Origin of the sequence: Limnohabitans sp. (assembly GCF_044361645.1) — a bacterium.
Lineage (GTDB): Bacteria > Pseudomonadota > Gammaproteobacteria > Burkholderiales > Burkholderiaceae_C > Limnohabitans_A.
Window position 1 is genome coordinate 1 of sequence record NZ_JBIKIL010000049.1, and the last position, 24,510, is coordinate 24,510.

Genomic DNA, 24,510 nt, shown 5'->3' on the forward strand with positions numbered 1-24,510 from the left:
GTTTGCGGCCCTGGAATTGACACCGCCGACCTCATCAGACCTCGCCAAGCCTGTTTTGTAGTCTGCGGTTTGACCTCGGTTTCTAATCGAATCAATCACTTACGTGCAGGAAGTGTCGAACTTGTGGGGCAAGCTGTCTCTGGTGGTAAGGCTTGTCTCTGGTGGGCAGGCTTGTCTCTGGGCTGAACGCAGTGAGCTGACCGTTGCTTGCTTGGCATGCCTGTGCGTGGATGGTTTGGCTTCCTGTGTCATTGCGAGCGAAGCGCGGCAATCTTACGAGCGAAGCGCGGCAATCTGGAGATCGCTTCGTGCCTCGCGATGACGGGGCAAGGTGTCTCTGGTGGTAAGGCTTGTCTCTGGTGGGAAGGCTTGTCTCTGGTGGGAAGGCTTGTCTCTGCGATGAACGCAGTGAGCTGGCCGTCTGCATGGGCCCGAGCCGCATGCTCAGAGATTCAGTCCGACCTGGTGCGCACCGGCATGATGTGCAGTGCCTGTGGCGCGATCAGCAATTGCACCCAGCCCCCGGCGCCCACTTGCAAGCGCTGCAACAGGCGGGTGTTCAGGTTCAAGGTGATGGCTTGGCTGGGCAAGGCTTCGGGCCTGAGCGTGCACAGACTGATTTCGCCCAAGGACAAGGCCTCCAGCACCTGGCAGCGCAAGCGGGTGTGGCCGAGCGGCGCAAGGCTGGGCACCTCGCCATCGGCCATCACATCCACCTGTTCTCCGTTCAGCACCCAGGTCACGGGGGTGCCATCGTCGATCTTGTTTTTGTCAAAGACGGCCAACGCCAGTTCCTTGTTGGCCGATGGCGCATCGGTCCAGCGCAAGCGCCCCCAGCCGGGTTTGTCTTTGAAAAAGCGCCCTTCAAAATGGTTTTGTATGCCCACCAACTCGGCCACCCGGGCATTGCGTGGGCTGGCAAACACGCTGGCGGGTGCGCCGGTTTGCAAGCTGTGGCCGGCGTCTACGATCACCACCCGGTCGGCCAGGCGGCGGGCCTCTTGCAGGTCGTGCGTGACCAAGACCATGGGCACCGACACCTTTTGGCGCAAAGCGGCCAACTCGCGGTAGAGCGTTTGGCGGGTGGGTGCATCCACCGCCGAAAAAGGCTCATCAAGCAACAGCACGCCGGGCAAGCTGGCCTGTGTGCCCGCCACCGTCGGCGTGGGCATGACGCGCACCACGGCCCGCGCCAAAGCCACGCGTTGCTGCTGACCGCCCGACAGTTGCGCCGGTCTGCGTGCACCCAATGTGGCCAAACCCAAGCGTGCCAGCAAGGCCTGCACATCGGCCCCGGTCCAGCCCGCGCCCGCAGCCAGGGCCACGTTGGCGTGCGCCGTCATGTGCGGAAACAAGGCGTAGTGCTGAAACACCAAACCGGCCCGGCGCTGCTGCGCACTGAGCTGCACGCCCGCTGCCGTGTCCAACCAGGCCTGGCCCGCCACCCGCACATGGCCTTGCACATCGGCCGGGGTCCACAGCCCGGCGATGGCGCGCAGCATGCTGGTCTTGCCGCTGCCCGACGGCCCCACCAAGGCCACCAACTCGCCCGCGCCGCAGTCAAATTCGGCCTCCAGACGGATCGGGCTGGCCGAGCGCAGTTGCACTTGCAAGCCTTGCATCAGCGCTCCTGCAGGGCGCGGCCACGCTGGCCCACCCGGTCAAAGGCCAACACCAAGGTGAGCGCCAGCAATGACACGCCCACCAGCGCCAGCGCCATCACATGGGCCGACTGCAAGTCCATGCCTTGCACCTTGTCGTACAGCGATACCGACAGGGTGCGGGTTTCGCCCTCGATGTTGCCGCCCACCATCAGCACCACGCCAAATTCGCCCAGGGTGTGCGCCACCGTGAGCGCGACACCGGCCAGCAAACCGGGCCAAGCCAGGGGCAATTCGATACGCCAAAACGTCTGCCAGCTGGACAAGCCCGAGACCCAGGCTGCTTCGCGCAGGCTGTGCGGCACCGCTGCAAAGGCGCGCTGAATCGGCTGCACCATGAAGGGCAGATTGACCAACACACTGACCAAGAGCAAGCCTTCGAGCGTGAAAACCAAACGCACGCCTGAGGCCGCCAGCCACGCGCCCAAAGCGCCGCCCTGGCCAAAGGCCACCAAAAAGTAAAAACCAATCACCGTGGGCGGCAGCAAGAGGGGCAGCAAAAGCAAGGCCTCGACCACCGGCCGCCCAGCCCAGGCGGTGACCGCCAGCCAGCGCGCCAACGCCAAGCCCACCGGCAACAAAACCAAGGTGGTCAAAGCAGCCAAAGTCAGCGATACAGTGAGGGCAGACCAATCCATGGAGGGGTGACGTCAGTGAGGGTGTGAAAAATGCGTTTTAGACAGGCTCGCCTGCATGGCGAGCCCTTGGGCCGTTGCTGCGGGCTTTGCATGCCCCCAGCGCCATTGGTCCCAAGGTTTGCGCAAGCCCTGATTATTGCGGCAAGGCGTAACCCTGCTGCACAAACACCGCCTGCGCGGCCGGGCTCAGCAAAAACCGATGCCAGGCCAAGGCTGCTGGGCTGGCCCCTTGAAGCAAAACCATGCGTTGGTGCAAGGGCGCGTGCAGTTCAGCGGGCAAGGGCAAGACCTGCAGGCTGCGCGCGATGTCGGGGGCGCTGGCCAGCGCCAGCGCGGTGATGCCCGACTGCGCCGCGCCGGTGGCCACGAACTGGGTGGCTTGGCCGATGTGGTCGCCCAGCACTTTTTGCCGCACAGGCAATGGCCCGACCCCTGCTTGCCGCAAAGCCTCCTCGGCGGCCACGCCGTAAGGGGCCAGCGCCGGGTTGGCCAGTGCGAATTTGTCGCCCGGCTTCATCGCGCGCACCACCGCCGCCAAGCCTTGGGCCAGCGGGAGTGCCGAGTTTTTAGGCACGATCAAGGCCAAACGCCCGGTGGCGTAACGCTGCCCGGCGTCCAGCGTGCGCCCGGCTTTGACCAACTCGGCCACCCAAGCTTCGTCGGCCGAGATGAACTGCTGCACCGGCAAGCCTTGCAAAATCTGCCGTGCCAAATTGCCCGAGGCCCCCAAATTGACCTCGACCTGAACGCCTGTTTGTTGCCTGTAAAGGCTTGCCAGGTCAGCTAGCACAAACTTCAAGTTGCTCGCCGCCGCGATGGGCAGGCGCACCGGCACTTGGGCATGGCTTGAGAAAACACCCGCGCCCAAGCAAACCCCAACACAAAGCCCAACCACCCCCAGACTGGCGCGTCGGCTTTGGCAGACCGGGTCCTTGTGCTTGTCGTGCATAACGTCATGCTTCCTTTGCATAGTTTTAAGGGGGTTTTGCGCCGCAAGACCAGGCACACGCCGGTCAGGCTCCCTAAAATCAAGCCCCCGCGGTTTGCCAAAAAGCCTGCGCCCACCCCTTCAGTCGCCGCCAGTATCTCAGCCCCCGAGCCGTTTTTTCAAAGCCCCTGCTTGGCGGTTTTGAAAAAACGATTTTTAAACTTGGAGCCAGCCATGAACTCACCTGTGATGCAGGGCCTGAACCTCAGCAGCCTGAACACCCCCGCTTACGTCAAGAACGCCAAACTGATCGCCTGGGTCGCCGAAATGGCGGCCCTGTGCAAGCCCGCCCACGTGCATTGGTGCGACGGCTCGCAAGAAGAATACGACCGCCTGTGCGCTGAATTGGTGGAAGCGGGCACCTTCAAAAAGCTCAACCCCGCCAAGCGCACCAATTCTTACCTGGCTTGGTCTGACCCTTCGGATGTGGCCCGTGTGGAAGACCGCACTTTCATCTGCTCGGCCCAAAAAGAAGACGCTGGCCCCACCAACAACTGGATGGAACCCGCGCAAATGCGCGCCACCCTGAACCCGCTGTTTGACGGCTGCATGGCTGGGCGCACGATGTACGTCGTGCCGTTTTCTATGGGGCCTTTGGGCTCACACATCAGCCACATCGGCATTGAGTTGAGCGACAGCGCTTACGTGGCCGTCAACCAAAAAATCATGACCCGCATGGGCAAAGCCGTGTTTGACGTGCTGGGCACCGACGGCGCTTTTGTGCCATGCGTGCACACCGTGGGCGCGCCACTGGCCGCAGGCGAAAAAGACAAGACCTCTTGGCCTTGCAACCCCAGCACCAAATACATCGTGCACTTTCCTGAAACACGCGAGATTTGGTCTTACGGTTCGGGTTACGGCGGCAACGCGCTGTTGGGCAAGAAATGCTTTGCGCTGCGCATCGCCTCCAACATGGGCAAACAAGCGGCCAGCGGCCCCTCCGGTAGCCAAGGCTGGTTGGCCGAGCACATGCTGATTTTGGGCGTGACCAAACCCGATGGCAAAAAGTACCACGTCGCAGCCGCTTTCCCCAGCGCCTGCGGCAAGACCAACTTCTCGATGTTGGTGCCGCCGGCCGCGTTTGAAGGCTGGAAAGTCACCACCATTGGCGACGACATCGCCTGGGTCAAGCCCCACACCGATGGCAAGATGTACGCCATCAACCCCGAAGCGGGTTACTTTGGCGTGGCCCCCGGCACCAACATGTTGACCAACCCCAACTGCATGCTCAGCCTGCACAAGGACGTGATCTTCACCAACGTGGCCCTGACCGACGACGGCGACGTGTGGTGGGAAGGCATGGAAAAAGACAGCGGCAAACTGCCCGACCATTTGATCGACTGGCAAGGCAAGGACTGGACCCCCCAGATTGCCAAAGAAACCGGCGCCAAGGCCGCCCACCCCAACGCCCGCTTCACCGTGGCCGCCACCAACAACCCGGCCTTGGACCCCGCTTGGGACGATCCGGCCGGGGTGCCGATCGACGCCTTCATCTTCGGTGGCCGCCGCTCGACCACCGTGCCGCTGGTCACCGAAGCGCGCAGCTGGACCGAGGGCGTTTACATGGCCGCCACCATGGGCTCGGAGACCACCGCCGCCGCTTTTGGCGCGCAAGGCGTGGTGCGGCGCGACCCGTTTGCCATGCTGCCGTTTTGTGGCTACAACATGAGCGACTACTTCCAGCACTGGCTCAACACCGGCGAAAAAGCACAGGTACAAGCCCAGGCCGCTGGCCACAAGCTGCCCGCCATGTACTGCGTCAACTGGTTCCGCAAGGGTGAGGACGGCGCGTTCATCTGGCCCGGTTACGGCGACAACATGCGCGTGCTCAAGTGGATGATCGACCGCTTGGAGGGCAAAGCCCAAGGCCAAGACACCTTGTTTGGCGTTGTGCCCACCTATGACGAAATCACCTGGACCGGGCTGAACTTCAGCGCCGCACAGTTCAATGCCGTCACCCGCATCGACAAAGCGGCTTGGCAAGAAGAGTTCAAATTGCACGACACACTGTTTGAACAATTGGCCCATCACCTGCCCCAGGCCCTGCTCAACACCAAAGCCTCTTTGCAAGCGCGTTTGGCGTAAAACCCCTGCGCGCATTGGCTGCTTGACTGCGCCGGTGCACCCCGCCGTCTGTTCACCGCCCCGGTCAAAAACCGGGGCGGTTTTTCTTCTCGGCACAATCTGTCCATGTCTTTGTTTCAATCCGCCGAATCCCGCAGCCGCATAGCGCTGTGGCTGATGTGGCTCACGCCCGCCTTGTGGTCCGTGAATTACATCGTGGCCCGCTCCGCCCCCGGCGTGGTGGAGCCGCACATGTTGGCCTTGGGCCGCTGGGCTTTGGCCGGGGCCATTTTGGCCTTTTTTGCGCGCAGCGAGCTTTGGCGCGAACGCCACAGCACCTTGGCACAAAGTGGTCGGTATTTGGTGCTGGGCGCTTTGGGCATGCTCATTTGCGGGGCCTGGGTGTACCACGGTGCCAAGACCACCTCGGCCATCAACATCGCGCTGATTTATGCGGCCTCGCCCGTGCTGATCGCCATGGGCGCGGTGATCTGGTTGGGTGAGCGCTTTTCTTGGCGGCAAGGCCTGGGGGTGGTGGTGGCCATGAGCGGGGTTTTTCATGTGGTGGTCAAGGGCCAGTGGCTGTCACTGGGTCAGGTGCAGTGGGTGGCGGGTGACGCCTGGATCGTGGTGGCGATGACCGCCTGGGCAGGCTTTGCTTTGCTGCAAAAAAAGTGGAGCACCCCACTGGGCTCCACCGCCCGCCTGGCCGCCATCTGCATGGGGGGCGTGATCGTGCTGCTGCCCTTCAGCCTGTGGGAGTACCTGCAAGCCGACCGACCCGCCTGGACCCTGCAAGCCACGGTATTGGTGGTGGCCGCTGGTCTGTTACCGGGCATTGGGGCGTACTGGGCCTATGGCTTCAGCCAAAAAGTGCTGGGTGCCAGCCGCGTGGCTGCCAGCATGTATTTGGGGCCTTTGTACGGCGGCTTGGCCGCATGGCTGGTGTTGGGCGAAGCCATGGGCTGGCACCACGTCATGGGCGCGGCGCTGATCTTGCCCGGCATTTACATGGCTTCTAAGCGCTGAGCCTCTTGCGACCGGCGTCAAGCCCTTGCGCCTTGCCCCGCTGGGCTGGCGCACCAGGCCCCGTTTGGCCAGTCCCGCCGGGCGCAAGCCCAAGCCAGCCGCAAGCCCAAGCCAGCCGCAAGCCTGTCGGCCAGGTAAACGCACGGTTTGGCCAGGCCAAGATTGCCCCCGCGCGCGCGCGGGGGCAAGACCACTGCGTTTTGAAGCTTCAGATGTAGTAAAGACGGTCGCGCACCAAGCGCGCGGCTCGACCAGTGATCTGGGTTTCCAGGTCGCGTGCGGGGGTGGCGTCATTGGCGGCGACGTCCAGCGCGACTTGAAGGTCGCTCATGAGTCGGGGGTCCGACTGCGCCATGGCCCACAAACGCTCGTCAGCGCGGCGACTGGCCACTTGGGCAGACCACGCATCCAACACCTTCATCAGCTGGTGCGCCAAGGCGCGCGTGATGCCACGCAGCAAACCCATCGCCAAGGCCGCCACGGCCCACAGCGCCACCCAAGCCGCCACCACGTGGGACTGGGCCCAGCTGTCGATCATTCGGTCAGCGATGACCACCAAGGCAGCCACACCTGCGGCCAGCATGACCGTGGCCAGTGTTTGACTTGAAGACGGCACGCTCAGCGCGCCTGCCGCAGTGGGGGGCGCGTGGCGCAAAATGCTTTCTTTAACGGTGTTCATTTTTTATTCCCTTGCAAAATTTTGCTTTTTTGAATGTTCAAATCAACAAAACATTCAACACATACTAGGGTTTTTACCAGTGTTGTTCAACTTTATATTCATGATGGATATCATTCATAATGGTGATACTTAAGGCCCGACATGCACACCCCACTCTCCGTCAGTTTCCGCAGCCTCGACCTGAACTTGCTGCGGGTGTTTGACGAGGTCATGGCCGAGCGCAGCCTGACCCGTGCCGCACACAATTTGGCGCTGACCCAGCCCGCCGTGAGCAATGCCCTGCGCCGACTGCGCGAAACCTTGGGCGATGAGCTGGTGCGCCGCCACGGCCACGGCATCGAGCCCACACCCCGGGCCTTGGTGCTTTGGCCCAGCGTGCGCGAGGCCTTGCGGCAACTGCAAGCGGCCATCGTGCCCAGCCATTTTGAGGCGCAGCAGGCCAGCAGCATTTTTGTCCTGGCCATGGCGGATGCCACCGCCGCCGAACTCATGGGCGGGCTGGCGCGGCAACTGGAACTGCAAGCCCCCGGCGTGTCCTTGCGGGTGCTGCCCCTGACCACGCGCGACCCACGCCAACTGCTGAGCGAAGACAAGGCCGACATCGCACTGGGCTATTTTCCGGCGGTGCTGGCCGACCTGACCGCTCGCGCCCAATCGGGTGAAGCCGTCACGTTCGAGCACCAGCGCCTGTATTCGGGCGAATACGTGTGTGTGATGCGCCAAGGCCACCCATTGGCCAAACGCCCCATCAGCCTGCAGGCCTACTGCGCCGCCAGACACTTGTTGGTCAGTTTTTCAGGGCGCGCCTATGGCTTTGTCGACGAAGCATTGGCCGCCATCGGGCAGCAAAGGCGCATTGTGCTCACGGTGAACCAGTTTTTCACAGCCGGTCGGGTGGTGGTGAACTCCGATTTGCTCACGGTGCTGCCGCGCCACTTTGTGCCCACCACCGGCATGGCCAAAGATTTGGTGCTGCACGATTTGCCCTTTGACGTGCCGCCCGTGCAAGTGCACGCCCTGTGGCACCGCAACCGGCAACAAGACAGCCCCCACCAATGGCTGCGCACCCAACTGCAACAAGTGGCACGCCAGGCATTTGCCACGGACGCCCCCACATGAAGATTCAACTCCTTTCTGACCTGCACCTGGAGTCCCACCCCGACTTTGTACCCAACCCGGCACCCGGGGCCGACATCTTGGTGCTGGCGGGCGACATTGGCTCGTACCAAACCGGCTCGGCCCTGACCGCTGCGGGTGATGGCGACTTTGGCTTGGCGCGGTTTTCGCCCCTGCACGGTTGGCCCACACCGGTGTTGTTTGTGCCGGGCAACCACGAGTACGACGGGCTGGACTTTGACCAAGCCCACAAGCGCTTGCAAGCAAGCTGCGCCCGCTTGGGCATCACCTGGCTCGAGCGCGAAGTGCTGCATCTGGGAGGCGTGCGCTTTGTGGGCACCACGCTGTGGAGCGACTTTGACGCACTTGGCCCCCTGGCGGGGCAAGCCGTGCCCGACCCGCTGCAAAACAAGGTCCCTGCGCACTTGCGCCACCCCAACAGCCCCTACACGCGCCAGCTCAAAGCGCGCGACAAAGCGTTTCGAGCCGCCAACCATTACCTGCGCAAAACCTTGACCACGCGGCACGGCGAGGCCTGGTTGGCCGAGGGCCTGCGCGAGCAAGCGCTGCAATGCCAAGACTGGTTGAGTGCGGCACTGAAAACGCCATTTGCAGGTCCCACCGTGGTCGTTACACACTTTGCGCCCAGCTTGCACAGCGCCGACCCCCGCTACGGGCGGGTGCCCGGTACAGCCAGTTTTTGCAACGCGCTGGACACGCTGCTGCCCTACGCCCAGCTGTGGCTGCACGGGCATTTGCACTGCCCCAGCGACTACACCCAGCACAACTGCCGCGTGGTGGCCAACCCGCTGGGCTATGCGCGCAAAAACGAGCAACTGCACTTTTTGCCGCACGGCGTGTTGGAAGTGCAAGCCGCTTGATTCGGTGCATGCTGACACACGACAAAGCTGGCGCTCCGGTACTTGGATGGGATGACCCAAGTCAAGACGGGGCTCTGAAGCAGCTGTTAAAGTCACCAGCTGTTTTGTCAAGCAACCGGGAAACTTCATGAAAATTTTATTGGCCGTGGATGGCAGCGAATACACCAAAAAAATGCTGGCTTACCTGACCACGCACGACGAGCTGTTCAGCACAAAGCACCATTACACCTTGTTGACCGTGAGCCCCCAACTGCCCCCGCGTGCACGGTCTGCCGTGGGCAAGGAAATGGTCGACGCTTACCACCGCGACGAAGCCGAAAAAGTGCTCAGCCCCGTGACCAAGTTTTTGCTGCGCCATGGCATCGATGCCAAAACCATGGCCAAAGTGGGGCACGCAGGCGAGACCATTTCCAAAACCGCCGACAGTGGCAAGTTTGACTTGGTGGTGATGGGCTCGCACGGCCACGGCGTGCTGGGCAACTTGGTCATGGGATCGGTCGCTACACAGGTGCTGGCCAACAGCAAAGCGCCGGTGCTGCTGGTTCGCTAAAGCCGGGTTTCAGCGGGCGTTCAAACCCTCGAAGCAGGTGCTCATCACCAGATCGAGGATTTGCTCGTCGGTGTGCTGCTCGCCTACTTTTAAAAACTCCAGCACCGGATCGCAAGCCCGTGCAAACAAGGTGTACAGCACCGCGACAGCGGGCAGGGCTTTGTTGATCTGGCCCAGCGCCTGGGCCTCTTCGATCCAGCCGCCCAAGGCATCGCTCACTTGCATCAAGCCGTCCATGTAATCTTTGCTGCCCATCAAGGTGGCGCGCAGGCTGGAGTTTTGGCTGGGCAGCGAGGGCATCAGGCCTTGCAGCTTGAGGGTCATGGTCCAGCGGGTCACCACCTTGAGTTTGTCCAGCGGGGCCAGCTGCGGGTCGGTGCCCAAAATCACCTCTTGCGCCCGCCGCATGGCGGTGACCATGGCGGCGCAGGCCAACTCTTCTTTGCTGGTGAAGTGCTTGTACAAGCTGGCCTTGGCGATGCCGACTTCGGCCGCCACCTCGTCCACCGTCATGGCATCAAAGCCTTTTTCGGCCAACAGCCGGTTGACCGACTGGATGATGGCCACCTCGCGGGCAGCGAGCATCTGGACTTTGAAAGATTTTTTCGGTGCGGCGAGGGTGACGGTGTTCATGTGACGATTCTAGCCGCGCAGGCCAAAAAGCGACCGCATGGTAACCCTTGGCTGCTTTCAGGCCACTTCACGACCCTGACTCGATGCCTGCCACCCCCTGCTGCACGCTCCAACGTGCTTGCAAGGCCAGCCGAGCTTGCGGCCGCGCTGGGTGCGGGGTGGTCAAAAACTGCGCCTCCGGGCGCTCTGGCCTGACATCGATCAGGGTGTAGCCACGCTCGTCTGAGCGTGCATGCCGAATGTCCGGGTTGTCGCGCTGAATTTGCGCCATGATGTTGGGCGACATGCCCCGGGTCGAAACCGATGTGGTGACCACTTCGCTGGCCACGATGGGCGAACGCTCATCGCCCGCCCGCAAGCGCAGCTGCGCGGCCACATTGGCGTGCACATCGCCGCCCAGCATGACCACATCGCTCAGGCGCGCATCCGAAATGGTCTGCAACAAACGCGCCCGGGCTTGCGGGTAACCGTCCCAACCGTCGGTGAAAGTGCTGCGCCCCAAAGGGGTCTGTATGCCGCTGCTTGCCATCAAGGTGGCCTGCGCCAGCAGCTTCCAGCGCTGTCGGCTTTGCGTGAGGCCCGCGGTCAGCCACTGCTCTTGGGGCATGCCCAGCATGCTGCGCGCCGGGTCGGCCAGCGCATCACAGCCCAAAACCACACGCCCGCCGCCGCGCATCAGGTCAGGGCAAGCTTGGTGGTCGCGGTGTTGGCGGCAGTCCAGCGTCCACACCTCGGCCAGCGTGCCCCAAGCCATGCGGTCGTGGATGCGCATTTGGCTGGGCTGCAGGGGGTCAGGCCCCAAGCGCAAAGGCATGTGTTCAAAGTACGCCTGATACGCCGCCGCCCGCCGCTGCAAAAACACGACCGGATCGGTGTACTTGCGGTCCAAGTCGTTGGCGTAATCGTTCACCACTTCGTGGTCGTCCCAGGTCATGAGCCAGGGGTGCGCCGCATGGCAGGCCTGCAAGTGGGGGTCGGCTTTGTAGTGCGCATGGCGTGCGCGGTACTCGTCCAGCGAAAAAGGCATGCCGCTTTCGTGTGCACGGATCTTGAATGTCTTGTTGCTGTTTTCGTAGATGTAGTCACCCACAAACAGCACCAAGTCCAAATCTTGCGCGGCCATGTCTTGGTGCGCGGCGTAGTGGCCTTGCTCGTAATGCTGGCAAGACGCCAGGCCCAGACGCAGTCGTCGCACCGCTTCATCGGTGGCTGGGCTGGTGCGCGTGCGGCCGACTGGGCTGACCGCGTTGCCGCACACAAAGCGGTACCAATAATGCCGTCCCGGCTGCAAGCCATCGGCCAGCACATGCAGGCTGTGGCCTCGGCTGGCCTGGGTGGCCAAGCGCCATTGGCGCACGGGTTGCCGCAGCGCCTCATCGGCAAACAACTCGCACACCACGGCCGCACCTTGGGCCTGCAGGGCGGCATCGGCCGCACCGATCAGCAAACGCGTCCACAACACCACACTGCCTGGCTGCGGCTGGCCACTGGCCACGCCCAAGCCAAAGGGGTTGGCCTGCCAGCGCGGCGGCGCGCTTTGCGCATGCGCGCCAGGCACCGCCCAAGGGGCCAGCGCAGTGGCCAAGGCCAGGCGGTGCAGATCGCGGCGCGACCAAAGCGCCCGCTGATTTGCGCGTTCATGGGCGGTGCAAGACAAAGGGTTCACAAGCTTTAGGCCAAATAGGGAGGTGGGTGAATTCTCCATGTTTACAGGCCCAGGCCAGGCGCACCGCGGGTGACAGGCCTGGCGAGCCGGTGGCAGCACAATGGCGCACATGAGCGTTTCGACCCGCCCCCGCAAAGACCACCTGGACGCCTTGGCCGTGGGCATGCTGCTGGTGTGTTGCATGTTCTGGGGCTTTCAGCAGGTCTTGGTCAAAGCCACCGTGGCCGAATTGCCGCCGGTTTTTTTATCGGCGGTGCGCGGCTTGGGGGCCACGCTGCTGTTGTGGCTGTGGTGCCAATGGCGCGGTGTGCGCCTGTTTGCACGTGACGGCAGTTTGTGGGCCGGTTTGCTGGTGGGCAGCTTGTTTGCCGCCGAATTTGCTTTCATCTACATCGGGCTGCAGCACACCACAGCCTCGCGGCTCACGGTGTTTTTGTACACCTCGCCTTTTTGGGTGGCGGCCTTGCTGCCCTTTTTCATCCGCACCGAAGGCCTGAAACCTGTGCAATGGTTGGGCATGGCCTGTGCCTTTGCCGCCGTGGTGTTTGCACTGCGCGAAGGTTTTGGCGGCGGCGGGGCTGTGGGCGACCTGATGGGCTTGGCCGCTGGCGCTTTGTGGGGCCTGACCACGGTGGCCATCCGCGCATGCAACCTGACGCGCATCTCGGCCGAAAAACTGCTGTTTTACCAACTGGCTGTCAGCACCGCAGTGCTGGTCATGGTGTCGGCCTTGATGGGGGAGTCGTGGAGCCGCCCTTGGAGCGGTTTTGCCATGGGCTCGGTGGCGGTACAAGCCGTGGTCGGCGCCTTCGCCAGCTATTTGGCCTGGATGTGGATGCTGGGCCATTACCCAGCCACCAAAATTTCGGCCTTTGTGTTTTTGACACCGCTGTTCGCCTTGCTGTTTGGCATGCTCTGGTTGGGCGAAGCCGTGACCCTCACCCTGACGCTGTCCTTGGCACTGGTGGCGGTGGGCATTGTGCTGGTCAACCGAAAATGAAACCTCCACACCAACACCCACAGCCAGGGCTTCGTGGGCATGGTGTGTGGGCTCGTGGGAAATGTGGGCAATGTGGGAGCGGTCTCTGACCGCGATCAATGGTCTCGCCAACCCCATCGCGGTCGGAGACCGCTCCTACAACAGACAAACAAGCTGGGGATCGTGCTGGCCAACCGAAAATGCAAGCCCCACACAACCACCCACAGCCTGGGATTCATGGGCATGGCGTGTGGGCTCGTGGGAAATGTGGGCAATGTGGGAGCGGTCTCTGACCGCGATCAATGGTCTCGCCAACCCCATTGCGGTCGGAGACCGCTCCTACAAGGGGTCTGTGTGGGAGCGGTCTCTGACCGCGAAAAAAGCCCCATCGAGGTCGGAGACCTCTCCTACAAAAACAGCGGTAATGGTTTTGCCCATCGCGGTCGGAGACCGCTTCTACAACTGAGAGACAAACCTTTTCATTGAAAGACCCCCATGACTTACCAAGCCTTGCAAATTGAAAAAGACGACGCCGGCTACCGCTGCAGCCTGAAGACGCTGGATGACAGCGCCTTGCCCGAAGGCGACGTGAGGGTGCAGGTGGACTACTCCACCCTCAACTACAAAGACGGCCTGGCCATCACCGGCAAAAGCCCAGTGGTGCGCAAATTTCCGCTCACCCCCGGCATTGACCTGTCGGGCACGGTGACCGAGAGCCAGCACCCGCTGTTCAAAACGGGTGACCAAGTGGTGCTCAACGGCTGGGGCGTGGGCGAGAGCCACAGCGGCGGTCTGGCGCAAAAGGCGCGCCTGAAAGGCGACTGGCTGGTCAAGTTGCCTGCGGCCTTCACCCCGCGCCAGGCCATGGCCATTGGCACCGCCGGTTACACCGCCATGCTGTGCGTGATGGCGCTGCAAAAGCACGGCGTGACGCCGGACAAGGGCGACTTACTGGTCACGGGCGCGGGCGGCGGCGTGGGCAGTGTGGCCATTGCACTGCTGGCCAAGCTGGGTTATCGCGTGGTGGCCAGCACCGGCCGATTGCAAGAAGCCGACTACCTGCGCCAGCTGGGCGCGGCCGACGTGATCGACCGTGCTGAGCTGAGCACCCCCGGCAAAGCCCTGGCCAAAGAACGCTGGGCGGGCGTGGTCGACACCGTGGGCAGCCACACCTTGGCCAACGCCTGCGCCAGCACCCAATACGGCGGCGTGGTCACCGCCTGTGGCCTGGCCCAGGGCATGGACTTTCCGTCCAGCGTGGCGCCCTTCATCTTGCGCGGCGTGACTTTGGCGGGCATCGACAGCGTGATGGCCCCGCGTGCCGTGCGCGAAGCCGCTTGGGCGCGCTTGGCGCAAGACCTGGACGCCGCACAGCTGGAACGCATGACCCGCGAAGTGGGTTTGGCCGACGCCATCGGCCTGGGCGCGGAGATTTTGGCCGGGCAGGTGCGTGGACGCGTGGTGGTGAACGTGAACGCTTGAGCGGCCTTGGCGTACAAACGCTTAGGTTGTGAGTTTTTTGATATTTGCAGCAAGAAATGGCCGCCCCGTGGCCTATCTTGACAGCCATATCAGTTTTGCAAACTGAAGCGTTTTGCGTTGTCACGGTCGACTGCATTGCCCACCCCAGCGAACTGCGCGACGCCGTGCAAGCTTTGGTGCGCAAGCGATGGCGGGCGCTGTTGTTGCAACAATTGAGCGATGCCTGCGTTCCGGCCGACCCGATCAACGACATGGCGCACGTCTTTGCAGACCCGCAAACCCAACCCAGCCAAATGGAGGTGGCACTGCGCCACCGTTCAGACCGGGCCGTGCGCGTGGTGCCAAGCCCGCTGAACTGGTCGGCATCCCCCGAAACGCACCGCGCGCTGCCAGGTTTGGGCAAGCACAGTTTGCAGACACTGCGAGAGGCCTTGGGGCTGCGTGAGGCGCAGGCGAAGGGACTGGTAAGGCAAAGGGTGGTTTGAGGGGCCTGCAAATTTTGCGGTGACAACGGTGATTTTCGAGCCGATGGTATATTTGCTATCAGAACGGCAAGGCTCAAAGTGCTAAACCTTACGATTCGCCACCTGATTTGATGATAAATAAAGCACTGTTTTTCATCTGCTGAACCGCCCCGGAGGAGCGCCCATGTCTATGCACCTGACGAATTTGCCTGAGCTGGGGTTGGAGGTGGCTCGCCTGCGACGCGGTCAGGGCCTGTCCCAACGCGAGCTGGGCAAGCTCAGTGGCCTGGCCCAGTCCACGCTGGCGCGACTGGAGACGGGCCAACTCAGCGAATTTGGCTCCAGAAAACTCCTTCGCCTGCTGGAGGTGCTGGGGGTGGGCCTGAGCGTGACCCCGCTGCGTGGGCTTGCGGCCAGCTTCACCTTGGATGATGCGCTGGCCGAGCGCCGTGCGCAGGTTCAAATTGAAGCCCAACACCCACTGACCCAGCAAGCCAGAGGTGAACAATGAAACTGACCGTCTTTGTCCATGACGCCGCCGTGGCCACGCTGGACTCGCCCGATGGCTTTCAGCACGTGCTCTCCTACTACCCCACGGCCAAGCCCGAGCAATTCACCTCCTTGCTCATGCCCGTGCGCACCCAGTCTTACGAGTACCCGGAGCTGCACCCGCTCTTTCGGATGAACCTGCCCGAGGGCTTTCTGCTCTCGGTACTGCAAGAGCGCCTGGGGCCCCATGTCGGCGCCTCGCCCCTGAACCTGCTGAGCGTGGTCGGACGCAATGCCATCGGGCGCGTGAAAGTCGCCCCTGAAGGCGCAGACCCCAAGTCGCCACCGGTGGCCTTCGAGGTCCGCAACATCTTGCGCGGTGACAACTCTGAGCAAGCCTTCATGGGCCTGGTGCGAGAGTTCGCCGTGAGCGGGGTCAGCGGCGTGGTGCCCAAGTTCCTTGCGCCGGCGGCTGCGGGCCAGGATGCCAAAAAGCTGCTGGGCAAGGCCACACTGGCCACCGACAAATTCATCGTCAAGGGCACGCCCGCCTCCCTGCCTGGGGTGGCTCTGAACGAGCATTTCTGCATGCAAGTGGCACAGCGCGCCTTTGGCAACGCCGCAAAGACCGAGGTCTCCGACGACGCACAGGCCCTGGTCGTGCACCGCTTTGACTGCGACGAAGACGGTCAGACCCGTCTGGGCATGGAAGACCTTTGCAGCCTGCTTTCGCTGCGACCGGAACAGAAATACGAAGCCACCTGGGAGCGCGTGGCCAAGCGCATCAAGGACGTGACCCCTGTGGGGTGCCAGGCTGCCGCTCTCTCGGACTTGGGCAACCTCTTACTGCTGACCTATGCGCTGCGCAACGCGGACTGCCACACCAAGAACATCGCCTTGCTCTATTCGAGCCGGCAGGATGTGCGACTGGCACCCGTTTACGACATGCTCAGCATCAGCGTCTACGACGACTATTGCAACAATCCGCCAAGCATGTCCATCCAAGGCCGCCAGACCTGGAGCCCGGGTAAGGCACTGCCCTTGTTCTTGCAGCATTACTGTGGCATCGGCTTGGCAGCGGTCCAAACCAAAGTGGAGCGCGTGTGTGAGGCCATCGTGGCGGTATCACCAGAGGTGCTGCGCGCCACGCGTGAGTACAAGCAGTTCACCGAGGTGGGCGTGCGCATGCTGCGGGCCTGGAACGAGGGCATGAACAGCCTTCGTCTGCAAAAAGCCTGGAAGCTACCAAGCTTGGAGCCTTTGTTGGACGATGCGGCACTGGCCAAGGCAGCCGACCCGAAAGCCCCCAGAAGGGTCCTGGGCCGCAGCCCCTTGAAACTGATGAGCTGAAGCATTGGCCGAGTCAAGACGGTGCGCCATTTTTTGACCCCATTGAACCGTTTGCAGTCACTCAAAAGGCAAATGCCTTCGTGCCCATCCAGCAGTCCTCCAGCAATCCGGAAATGGCTTTTCGCGTCTTCGTGCTGCTGTGCCAAAATCACGCCCTTTTTTGGGGGCAAGCATGCAACTGCAAATCGCGCAGTCGACACCAACGGCAAACAGCATCGCCGCCTTTGTGCAGGCCCGCTATGGACTGGGCGAGGTCGTTGAAAGTGAGTTTCTAAGGCGCAGCTTCAATCAGGTCTATCGACTTGACTTTGCCAGCGGGCGCCGCGTTGTAGCACGGCTTTGCGCTGACCGACCGAGGGGTGGCCCCAATGCATTGTTTGAAGCGGCGGCGCTGGAGCATTGGGCACAGCTTGGCTGCCCAGTCTCTCGCTGCGTCACAACGGTGGCAGGCGAGATAACCATTCAGGTGCCGCTGCCTGAAGGCACTCGAACACTGATGCTGTTCGAGTATCTGGACGGGGAGATGACCGGTCCAGAAACCGCTGACGTTCAAGCCTTTGCACAGGGGTTGGCCGCCTTGCACACAGGCGGCGAAAGCTACCAAGGGCCAAGGAGTGCCTATGTGCTTGACCTCAATTACCTTCTCCTTAAACCGCTGGAGGGATTGCTTCGCGCGCCTTCCATGACTGCTCAATTGCGCCCGAAATTCGAGAAACTGGGCTTGCGGCTACACGATGAAATTCTTGCCATGGGTGAACTCAGCCACGTGCTGTGTCATGGCGACGCGCATGGTCAGAACAACTTCATCACCACCAACAGTGATGGGGACCGCGAGGCCATCTTTTTCGATTTTGACGAGGCAGGGCCGGGCTATCTGGCCTATGAGCTTGCGGTCTACCCATGGAACCTTTACCCGCGCATGCCCGACGAGGAGGCGAGCAGCAGGGTGCAAATGCGGTGGAAAAATTTCATCTCTGCTTACCGGGATAGGCGGCCGGTCTCGGATGCCGACCTTGCCGCCATCGCACGCTTCATGTCAGTGCGGCAATTTTGGTTGCTGGGCGAGTTCGCAGGACGCGTGCCGACCTGGGGTTCACAAACCATGACGACGGGCCAACTGCACCGGCAGGTCGAATTGCTGCGTCAATGGGCGGTGTTGCAATTGCCCACTTAGTGGCCCGCCCTGGTCGCCACAAGGCCTCCGGTCTTGCGGCATTGTCGGGTTTGAAAATGGCATCTCGAATTTCGACGAAGGGTGCGCTGGCGGGGGTCTTGGTTTTGACTCAATTCATTTCAGGTGCAATCAATTGCACCCTTGGACAGTGGCTCGCATACCGCCGCACATGCCGCGTGCGCACGGACAAGCCCGCCACGGCGGCATGTGCGCCAATGAAGAAGTTGGCCCGCGTGGCATCCTGCGCTTTACCGCCATTCACGGGGGGCTAAGGCCTGAGGCAAGCGCGCATCCTGAGACAACAAATGGGTTTGGGCAAGCTCAAATCGCTTGACTGGCCCGCAGCGCTTGCACCGCCGCCGCGTCCAGGCCCAGCTCGCGCAAGATGGCCTCGGTGTGCTCGCCCACAGCGGGCACGGGGTCCATGCGGTAGTCGTAGCGGTTGTTGCGCCCCGGAGGCAGCAGGGCGGGGATGTCTCCTGCGGGCGAGCCCACTTGTTGCCAGCGCTGGCGGGCCTTGAGCTGCGGGTGGGCCCACACACCCGCCATGTCGTTCATGCGGGCGTTGGCGATTTGCGCTTGGTCCAAGCGGGCTTCAACTTCGGCCGTGCGCATGGTGGCAAACACACCCAAAATCAAAGCTTGCAGCTCAGCACGGTGGGTGTTGCGCAAGGCATTGGTGCAAAAGCGCGCATCGCTGGCCAAGGCGGCATCGCCCAGCACCCCCTCGCAAAACACTTTCCACTCGCGCTCGTTTTGCAGGCCCAGCATCACCGTGCCGCCGTCGCCCACGGCAAAGGGGCCATAGGGGTAGATGCTGGAATGCGAAGCACCGGTTCGAGGGGGAGGCGCTGCGCCCTCAAAGGCGTAATACAGCGGGTAGCCCATCCATTCGCTCAGGGCCTCAAGCATGGACACGTCGATGTGGCTGCCCTGGTCGGTCTTGCCGCGCAAGAGCAGGGCCGAGAGGATGTTGGTGTAGGCATAAATGCCCGCCGCGATGTCGGCCATCGAGTTGCCCGACTTGGACGGGGCCTCTGGCGTGCCAGTGACCGACAGCAGACCCGCTTCGCTTTGGATCAGCAGGTCATAGGCTTTCTTGTCGCGGTAAGGGCCGTCTTCGCCGTAACCCGAGATGTCGCAAACAATGAGCTTGGGGTGCGTGGCGCTGAGCGCTTCGAACGACAAGCCCATGCGCGCAGTTGCACCGGGCGCTAGGTTTTGCACCAGCACATCCGCGTCCTTGAGCAGCTCGCGCAGCACGGCCATGGCGTGGGGGTTTTTCAGGTCGAGCGTGAGGCTCTCTTTGGAGCGGTTGGTCCACACAAAGTGCGAGGCCTGGCCGCGCACCCGCGTGTCGTAGGCCCGCGCAAAGTCGCCCGCGCCGGGCCGCTCGACCTTGATGACGCGTGCGCCCAAGTCGGCCAGTTGCCGCGTGCAAAAGGGCGCGGCAATGGCGTGTTCGAGAGAGACGACGGTGATGCCGTCCAAAGGTCTTGTCATATCGATCTGGCCCTCAGATTTGATCAATGAATGCATGCAGTTGGATTTACTCCTGTAGGAGCTGTCTCCGACCGCGATGAGGCTGTGCTTGATCGCGCTCAGAGAGCGCTCCTACACACAGGGTTTCGCCCGTATTTAAGGAGCGGTCTCCGACCGCGATGAGGCGGTGCTTGATCGCGCTCAGAGAGCGCTCCTACACACACAGGGTTTCGCCCGTATTTAAAACGAGCGGGGCAAACCGAGGATGTGCTTCGGCCACGTAGCCGAAGATCATATCGGCCAGTTGCCGCGTGCAAAGGGGCGCGGCAATGGCGTGTTCGAGAGAGACGACGGTGATGCCGTCCAGAGGTCTTGTCATATCGATCTGGCCCTCAGATTTGATCAATGAATGCATGCAGTTGGATTTACTCCTGTAGGAGCGGTCTCCGACCGCGAAGAGGCGATGCTTGATCGCGCTCAGAGAGCGCTCCTACACACACAGGGTTTTACCCGTATTCAAGGAGCGGTCTGCGACCGCGAAGAGGCTGTGCTTGATCGCGCTCAGAGAGCGCTCCTACACACACAGGGTTTCGCCCGTATTTAAAACGAGCGGGGCAAACCGAGGATGTGCTTCGGCCACGTAGCCGAAGATCATATCGGCCAGTTGCCGCGTGCAAAGGGGCGTGGCAATGGCGTGTTCGAGAGAGACGACGGTGATGCCGTCCAGAGGTCTTGTCATATCGATCTGGCCCTCAGATTTGATCAATGAATGCATGCAGTTGGGTTTACTCCTGTAGGAGCGGTCTCCGACCGCGATGAGCCGGTGCTTGATCGCGCTCAGAGAGCGCTCCTACACACACAGGGTTTTACCCGTATTCAAGGAGCGGTCTGCGACCGCGAAGAGGCGATGCTTGATCGCGCTCAGAGAGCGCTCCTACACACAGGGTTTTGCCATTTCCTTTAAAACGAGCGGGGCAAACCGAGGATGTGCTCGGCCACATAGCTGAAGATCATATTGGTCGACACCGGTGCGACTTGGTACAGGCGCGTTTCGCGGAACTTGCGCTCGATGTCGTATTCGCAGGCAAAGCCAAAGCCGCCGTGGGTTTGCAGGCAGACGTTGGCCGCCTCCCAGCTGGCCTTGGCCGCGAGGTACTTGGCCATGTTGGCTTGGGCCCCGGCATTTTGCAGGGTGTCGATTTTTTCGCAGGCTTTCCAGCGCATCAGGTTGGCCGCTTCGAGTTCGATGAAGGCGTCGGCAATCGGGAACTGCACGCCCTGGTTTTGACCAATCGGGCGGCCGAACACCACACGGTCTTTGGCGTATTGCGTGGCGCGGTCAATGAACCAGTAACCGTCGCCAATGCACTCGGCGGCGATCAGCACGCGCTCAGCGTTCAGGCCATCGAGCAGGGTCTTGAAGCCCTGGCCTTCTTCGCCCAAGAGCGCGTCTTCGGGGATCTCCAGATTGTCAAAAAACAGCTCGTTGGTCTCGTGGTTGACCATGTTCAAGATCGGCCGCACCGTGAGGCCGTTGCCGATGGCGGTCTTCAGATCAATCAAAAAGCAGGACAGGCCTTCGGAGCGTTTGGTGACCTGGTCGGCGGGTGTGGTGCGGGCCAGCAGAATCATCATGTCGCTGTGCTGGATGCGCGAAATCCAGACCTTCTGGCCGTTGATGACCCAGCGGCCGTCCTTGCGCACGGCGCTGGTCTTGAGTTGGGTGGTGTCGCTGCCGGTGGTGGGCTCGGTCACGCCCATGGACTGGATGCGCAACGCGCCGGTGGCGATCTGGGGCAAGAGCGTGTTCTTTTGCGCGTCCGAGCCGCTGCGCACGATGGCGTTCATCACGTACATCTGACCGTGGCAGGCGCCCGAGTTGCCGCCCGAGCGGTTGATCTCTTCCATGATCACCGAGGCCTCGGCCATGGACAGGCCCGAGCCGCCGTATTGCTGTGGAATCAGCGCGGCCATCCAACCGGCTTGGGTGAGCGCGTCGACAAATTCTTCGGGGTAGCCGCGCTTTTCGTCCACCTTGCGGTGGTACTCGTCAGGGAACTGGGCGCACAGGGCGCGCACCGCGTCGCGGATGTCTTGGTAGGGGTCGGGTGAGGTGTGCATGGTTTTTTGTATCGGTGAAACATCTCAGGCCAAACAGCGTCAGGCCAGCGTGGCCTGCGCCTGCATGGTGAGCCAGCCCTGGTGGTCACAAGACCACAGCTCAATCGTCTTGCCATCCTCAGACGGTCGGCCATTCAGCCGGAAGGGGTGCAGGTCAAAAGTGGGGCGCACGGCGCGGAACTGGAACGAGGCCAGGCGCGCCTGCGGCATTTGGCGGCGCACCAAGTCCACCAGCAAGGTGGCGATCAGCGGGCCGTGCACGATCAGGCCAGGGTAGCCTTCTTCTTGCGTCACGTAGCTGCGGTCGTAGTGGATGCGGTGCCCGTTGAAGGTGAGCGCCGAATAGCGAAACAGCGACACCGGGTCGGGCACAAACGCGCGCTGCCAAGGCGCGCCGGTTTCGGCCGCGGTGGGCTGCACTTCGGGAGCGCCCGGTATGGCGGCTGCGCGGTACACGATGTCGTGGGTTTCGCTCAGGCACAGGCCCTGGGCGTTGCTCAAAGCATGCTCAATCTCGACAAACAACAAATCGCCCGTGCGGCCAGACTTGTGCTTGACCGAGGCGATGCGCGACTGCTTTTGCGCCGCATCGCCCACGCGCAGCGGGTTGCTTTGCCACTGCAGGCGACCGCCAGCCCACATGCGGCGCGGCAGCGGCACGGGCGGCAAAAAGCCCCCTCGCAAAGGGTGGCCGTCGGGCCCGATCTGACTTTGCGGGGCCTGCGGCAAAAAGTACAGCCAGTGCCACAGCGGCGGCACCTCGCTGCCCGCGGTTTGGCGGGCATCATCACGGTCGAGCAGGGCGCTTTGGCCACGCAAGGGCGCAGCCACGATCTCGTCGGTCAGCGTTTCGCTGCGGCCTTCCCAGCTGCGCAGGTGGGCGACTTGGGTCGCGTCTAAGGTGGTGGAGGTGTTCATGGGTGTGATCTTCGCCGAGTCGTCGCCAGCGGGCCTTCTGTCTTTGCCAAAGTGGGGGATTGTGCGGCGCTCTGAGGGTACAGCCCCCCGCAATCGACTGGGTGCAAGCCTGTGTCATGGACCCCATCCACGATAATCCATGCCTTTAGGCATTCGCTACGGAGAAAACCCCCATGAGCACATTCCAAACCACCGGCGCACGCGCCACCGGCCTGGCCACCTTGGCCGCCGACAGCACCGTGTTGGACACTTGGTACCCAGCCCCTGAGCTGGCCAGCGACGTGGCCGCCAGCGGCAGCACCCGCCTGACCCAAGCCCAAGCCATCGACGCCCTGGGTGCTGACGTGGCCCAAGCCCTGAGCGCCTGCGCCGTGCGCGGCACCACCGTGGTGGCCGTGCGCACCGAGATCAAAAGCTTGGCCGACGCGCCCGCCGACACGCACGACGCCTACCTGCGCCTGCACCTGCTGAGCCACCGCTTGGTTCTGCCACACGGTGCGAATGTGACCGGCATCTTTGGCCTGCTGGCCAATGTGGCCTGGACCAACTTTGGCCCCTGCGCTGTGAGCGAAGTGAGCGCTGCCCGCATGCGGGCTCGCGCTGCGGGCCGTGTGCTGGAGATCAAAGGCGTGGACAAGTTCCCTCAGATGACGGACTACGTGATCCCGTCGGGCGTTCGCATTGCCAACGCCGACCGCGTGCGCTTGGGCGCGCACCTGGCCAGCGGCACCACCGTCATGCACGAAGGTTTTTGCAACTTCAACGCCGGCACCTTGGGCGCCAGCATGGTCGAAGGCCGCATCAGCGCCGGTGTGGTGGTGGATGACGCCAGCGACATCGGCGGCAGCGCGTCCATCATGGGCACGCTGTCGGGTGGCGGCAAAGAGGTCATCAAGGTGGGCAAGCGCTGCCTGCTGGGGGCCAATGCGGGCATCGGCATCTCGCTGGGCGACGACTGCATCGTCGAAGCCGGTTGCTACATCACCGGCGGCAGCCGCGTGCAAATGCCCGATGGTTCGGTCATGAAAGCCAAAGAGCTGTCCGGCAAAAACGGCATCTTGTTCCGCCGCGACTCACAGTCGGGGGCTTTGCACGCCATTCCGCGCAACAAGAGTTGGGGCGAGTTGAACGCGGAGTTGCACAAGAACTGAGTTCGGATCTGCTCAACACAAAACGGCGTGCACGCATGAGCGGCACGCCGTTTTTTTAAGCCCTGGCCAGGTGCTGTTTGGCCAGACTCACATACCAATCCAGGCACCCCGGGTTGGCCATGGCGTCTTTGTTGACCACCTTTTCCAGTGGCTGACCCAACATGAGTTTTTTGATCGGCAGTTCTTGTTTTTTGCCGGACAGGGTGCGCGGGATCTCGGCGACCTGGAAGATTTCATTCGGGATGAAACGTGGGCTGAGCGCGAGCTTGATGGCGTTGTTGAGCTTGGCTTTGATCACGTCGTCAAACGCCGTACCCGGGCGCAGCACCACAAACAAAGGCATGTAGCTTTCTTTGCCCAAATACTCCAGGTCCACCACCATCGAGTCCATGACTTCGGGCAGGGCTTCGACCGCGCTGTACAGCTCGCTGGTGCCCATGCGCAGGCCGTAGCGGTTGATGGTGGCGTCGCTGCGGCCAAAGATCACACAGCCTTCGCCCTCGCCTTGCGCGTTGCCGATGCGCAGCCAGTCGCCATGCCGCCACACGCCGCCCATGCTGGCCGGGCCGTTGCCACCACCGGGCATGCGGCCGTGGCCTGCGGGGTACATCTCAAAATAGCTGGCCAAGTAGCGGGCGTTGTTGGAGTCGCCCCAAAAGTACAGCGGCATGGACGGGATGGGCTGGGTGCAGACCAGCTCGCCCACTTCGCCCAACACCGGCTCGCCCGCTTCGTTCCAGGACTCCACCGCACAGCCAAGTTCGCGGCATTGCATGACGCCGGGCTCTTGCGGCAGCTCGCGGTGGCCGCCCACAAAAGCGCCCGCAAAGTCGGTGCCGCCTGAGATGTTGCACCACCAAATGTCCTGGCTCAACGACCCATCATCAGCAGGCGCGAAGTGGTCCATGGATTGCCGCGCTTCGCTCGCAATGACGGTGAAAGGGGTCGCCATGGCGGCCGGGGGGCTTGCATTGGCGGTGGGGGGGCTTGCGTTG

The 24,510-nt window shown here is 62.4% G+C and carries 23 protein-coding genes and 1 pseudogene; 12 read left to right on the forward strand and 12 right to left on the reverse strand.

The window, feature by feature from the left end; translation table 11 throughout:
• Nucleotides 1-452 precede the first annotated feature (452 nt).
• From ACIQ39_RS09380 to modA, 3 genes are all read right to left on the reverse strand, one after another.
• Complete coding sequence (locus ACIQ39_RS09380) at nt 453-1,622, reverse strand: ABC transporter ATP-binding protein (RefSeq protein WP_396434349.1); 1,170 nt, start codon at nt 1,620-1,622, stop codon at nt 453-455.
• Entirely contained in the window at nt 1,622-2,299 is a 678-nt protein-coding gene (gene modB / locus ACIQ39_RS09385) for a molybdate ABC transporter permease subunit (protein WP_396434350.1), read from the reverse strand. The genes ACIQ39_RS09380 and modB overlap by 1 nt, the downstream gene beginning before the upstream one ends.
• 133 nt (nt 2,300-2,432) lie before the next feature.
• Entirely contained in the window at nt 2,433-3,248 is an 816-nt protein-coding gene (gene modA / locus ACIQ39_RS09390) for a molybdate ABC transporter substrate-binding protein (RefSeq protein ID WP_396434351.1), read from the reverse strand.
• 213 nt (nt 3,249-3,461) lie between these two features.
• Between modA and ACIQ39_RS09395 the strand changes: the two genes are divergently transcribed.
• Both ACIQ39_RS09395 and ACIQ39_RS09400 read left to right on the forward strand, forming a co-directional pair.
• Nucleotides 3,462-5,372 (forward strand): phosphoenolpyruvate carboxykinase (GTP), encoded by a 1,911-nt coding sequence (locus ACIQ39_RS09395; RefSeq protein ID WP_396434352.1) that lies wholly within the window; start codon nt 3,462-3,464, stop codon nt 5,370-5,372.
• Nucleotides 5,373-5,477: 105 nt separating this feature from the next.
• Nucleotides 5,478-6,380, forward strand: coding sequence for a DMT family transporter (locus ACIQ39_RS09400; RefSeq protein ID WP_396434353.1), 903 nt, complete (start codon nt 5,478-5,480; stop codon nt 6,378-6,380).
• A gap of 208 nt (nt 6,381-6,588) precedes the next feature.
• On the opposite strand, the gene ACIQ39_RS09405 is transcribed toward ACIQ39_RS09400, so the two are convergent.
• Nucleotides 6,589-7,059, reverse strand: coding sequence for a hypothetical protein (locus tag ACIQ39_RS09405; protein WP_396434354.1), 471 nt, complete (start codon nt 7,057-7,059; stop codon nt 6,589-6,591).
• Between the two features lie 141 nt (nt 7,060-7,200).
• Here ACIQ39_RS09405 and ACIQ39_RS09410 point away from each other — a divergent pair, with 141 nt between their 5' ends.
• From ACIQ39_RS09410 to ACIQ39_RS09420, 3 genes are all read left to right on the forward strand, one after another.
• A complete protein-coding gene (locus ACIQ39_RS09410; RefSeq protein ID WP_396434355.1) occupies nt 7,201-8,178 on the forward strand; it encodes a LysR family transcriptional regulator in 978 nt (325 codons plus the stop codon).
• Entirely contained in the window at nt 8,175-9,056 is an 882-nt protein-coding gene (locus ACIQ39_RS09415) for a metallophosphoesterase (protein ID WP_396434356.1), read from the forward strand. Before ACIQ39_RS09410 ends, ACIQ39_RS09415 begins: the two co-directional genes overlap by 4 nt.
• Before the next feature lie 127 nt (nt 9,057-9,183).
• Nucleotides 9,184-9,606 (forward strand): universal stress protein, encoded by a 423-nt coding sequence (locus ACIQ39_RS09420; protein WP_396434357.1) that lies wholly within the window; start codon nt 9,184-9,186, stop codon nt 9,604-9,606.
• Between the two features lie 9 nt (nt 9,607-9,615).
• Here ACIQ39_RS09420 and ACIQ39_RS09425 read toward each other — a convergent pair whose 3' ends face one another.
• On the reverse strand, nt 9,616-10,239 hold the full coding sequence (locus tag ACIQ39_RS09425; protein WP_396434358.1) for a TetR/AcrR family transcriptional regulator: 624 nt from the start codon (nt 10,237-10,239) through the stop codon (nt 9,616-9,618).
• 67 nt (nt 10,240-10,306) lie between these two features.
• Nucleotides 10,307-11,905, reverse strand: coding sequence for an alkaline phosphatase D family protein (locus ACIQ39_RS09430; protein WP_396434359.1), 1,599 nt, complete (start codon nt 11,903-11,905; stop codon nt 10,307-10,309).
• Nucleotides 11,906-12,014: 109 nt separating this feature from the next.
• Here ACIQ39_RS09430 and ACIQ39_RS09435 point away from each other — a divergent pair, with 109 nt between their 5' ends.
• From ACIQ39_RS09435 to ACIQ39_RS09460, 6 genes are all read left to right on the forward strand, one after another.
• The gene (locus tag ACIQ39_RS09435; RefSeq protein ID WP_396434360.1) at nt 12,015-12,905 is read left to right on the forward strand and encodes a DMT family transporter; all 891 of its coding nucleotides are present in this window, start codon (nt 12,015-12,017) and stop codon (nt 12,903-12,905) included.
• Nucleotides 12,906-13,379: 474 nt separating this feature from the next.
• A complete protein-coding gene (locus ACIQ39_RS09440) occupies nt 13,380-14,366 on the forward strand; it encodes an MDR family oxidoreductase (RefSeq protein WP_396434361.1) in 987 nt (328 codons plus the stop codon).
• A 95-nt stretch (nt 14,367-14,461) separates the two neighbouring features.
• Nucleotides 14,462-14,851 carry a CoA transferase gene (locus tag ACIQ39_RS09445; RefSeq protein ID WP_396434362.1) on the forward strand — a complete coding sequence of 130 codons (390 nt, stop codon included), beginning with the start codon at nt 14,462-14,464 and terminating at the stop codon, nt 14,849-14,851.
• Nucleotides 14,852-15,014: 163 nt separating this feature from the next.
• Entirely contained in the window at nt 15,015-15,341 is a 327-nt protein-coding gene (locus tag ACIQ39_RS09450) for a helix-turn-helix domain-containing protein (RefSeq protein ID WP_396434363.1), read from the forward strand.
• Nucleotides 15,338-16,669 (forward strand): type II toxin-antitoxin system HipA family toxin, encoded by a 1,332-nt coding sequence (locus ACIQ39_RS09455; RefSeq protein ID WP_396434364.1) that lies wholly within the window; start codon nt 15,338-15,340, stop codon nt 16,667-16,669. Before ACIQ39_RS09450 ends, ACIQ39_RS09455 begins: the two co-directional genes overlap by 4 nt.
• 172 nt (nt 16,670-16,841) lie before the next feature.
• On the forward strand, nt 16,842-17,843 hold the full coding sequence (locus ACIQ39_RS09460; RefSeq protein WP_396434365.1) for a phosphotransferase enzyme family protein: 1,002 nt from the start codon (nt 16,842-16,844) through the stop codon (nt 17,841-17,843).
• 321 nt (nt 17,844-18,164) lie between these two features.
• On the opposite strand, the gene ACIQ39_RS09465 is transcribed toward ACIQ39_RS09460, so the two are convergent.
• The 5 genes from ACIQ39_RS09465 to ACIQ39_RS09485 all read right to left on the reverse strand — a co-directional run bounded on the left by ACIQ39_RS09465 (nt 18,165) and on the right by ACIQ39_RS09485 (nt 22,364).
• The gene (locus tag ACIQ39_RS09465; protein ID WP_396434366.1) at nt 18,165-19,346 is read right to left on the reverse strand and encodes a CaiB/BaiF CoA transferase family protein; all 1,182 of its coding nucleotides are present in this window, start codon (nt 19,344-19,346) and stop codon (nt 18,165-18,167) included.
• A 193-nt stretch (nt 19,347-19,539) separates the two neighbouring features.
• Nucleotides 19,540-19,704: a hypothetical protein gene (locus ACIQ39_RS09470; RefSeq protein ID WP_396434370.1), complete on the reverse strand. Its 165-nt coding sequence runs from the start codon at nt 19,702-19,704 to the stop codon at nt 19,540-19,542.
• Between the two features lie 195 nt (nt 19,705-19,899).
• Nucleotides 19,900-20,064, reverse strand: coding sequence for a hypothetical protein (locus tag ACIQ39_RS09475; RefSeq protein WP_396434371.1), 165 nt, complete (start codon nt 20,062-20,064; stop codon nt 19,900-19,902).
• A 221-nt stretch (nt 20,065-20,285) separates the two neighbouring features.
• Nucleotides 20,286-21,446 carry an acyl-CoA dehydrogenase family protein gene (locus ACIQ39_RS09480; RefSeq protein WP_396434367.1) on the reverse strand — a complete coding sequence of 387 codons (1,161 nt, stop codon included), beginning with the start codon at nt 21,444-21,446 and terminating at the stop codon, nt 20,286-20,288.
• Between the two features lie 39 nt (nt 21,447-21,485).
• The gene (locus ACIQ39_RS09485; protein WP_396434368.1) at nt 21,486-22,364 is read right to left on the reverse strand and encodes a MaoC family dehydratase N-terminal domain-containing protein; all 879 of its coding nucleotides are present in this window, start codon (nt 22,362-22,364) and stop codon (nt 21,486-21,488) included.
• Between the two features lie 173 nt (nt 22,365-22,537).
• On the opposite strand from ACIQ39_RS09485, the gene dapD reads away from it, so the two are divergent.
• A complete protein-coding gene (gene dapD / locus ACIQ39_RS09490) occupies nt 22,538-23,515 on the forward strand; it encodes a 2,3,4,5-tetrahydropyridine-2,6-dicarboxylate N-succinyltransferase (protein ID WP_396434369.1) in 978 nt (325 codons plus the stop codon).
• 55 nt (nt 23,516-23,570) lie between these two features.
• On the opposite strand, the pseudogene ACIQ39_RS09495 reads toward dapD, so the two are convergent.
• Nucleotides 23,571-24,510: pseudogene (locus ACIQ39_RS09495) on the reverse strand (hypothetical protein); the annotation flags it as partial.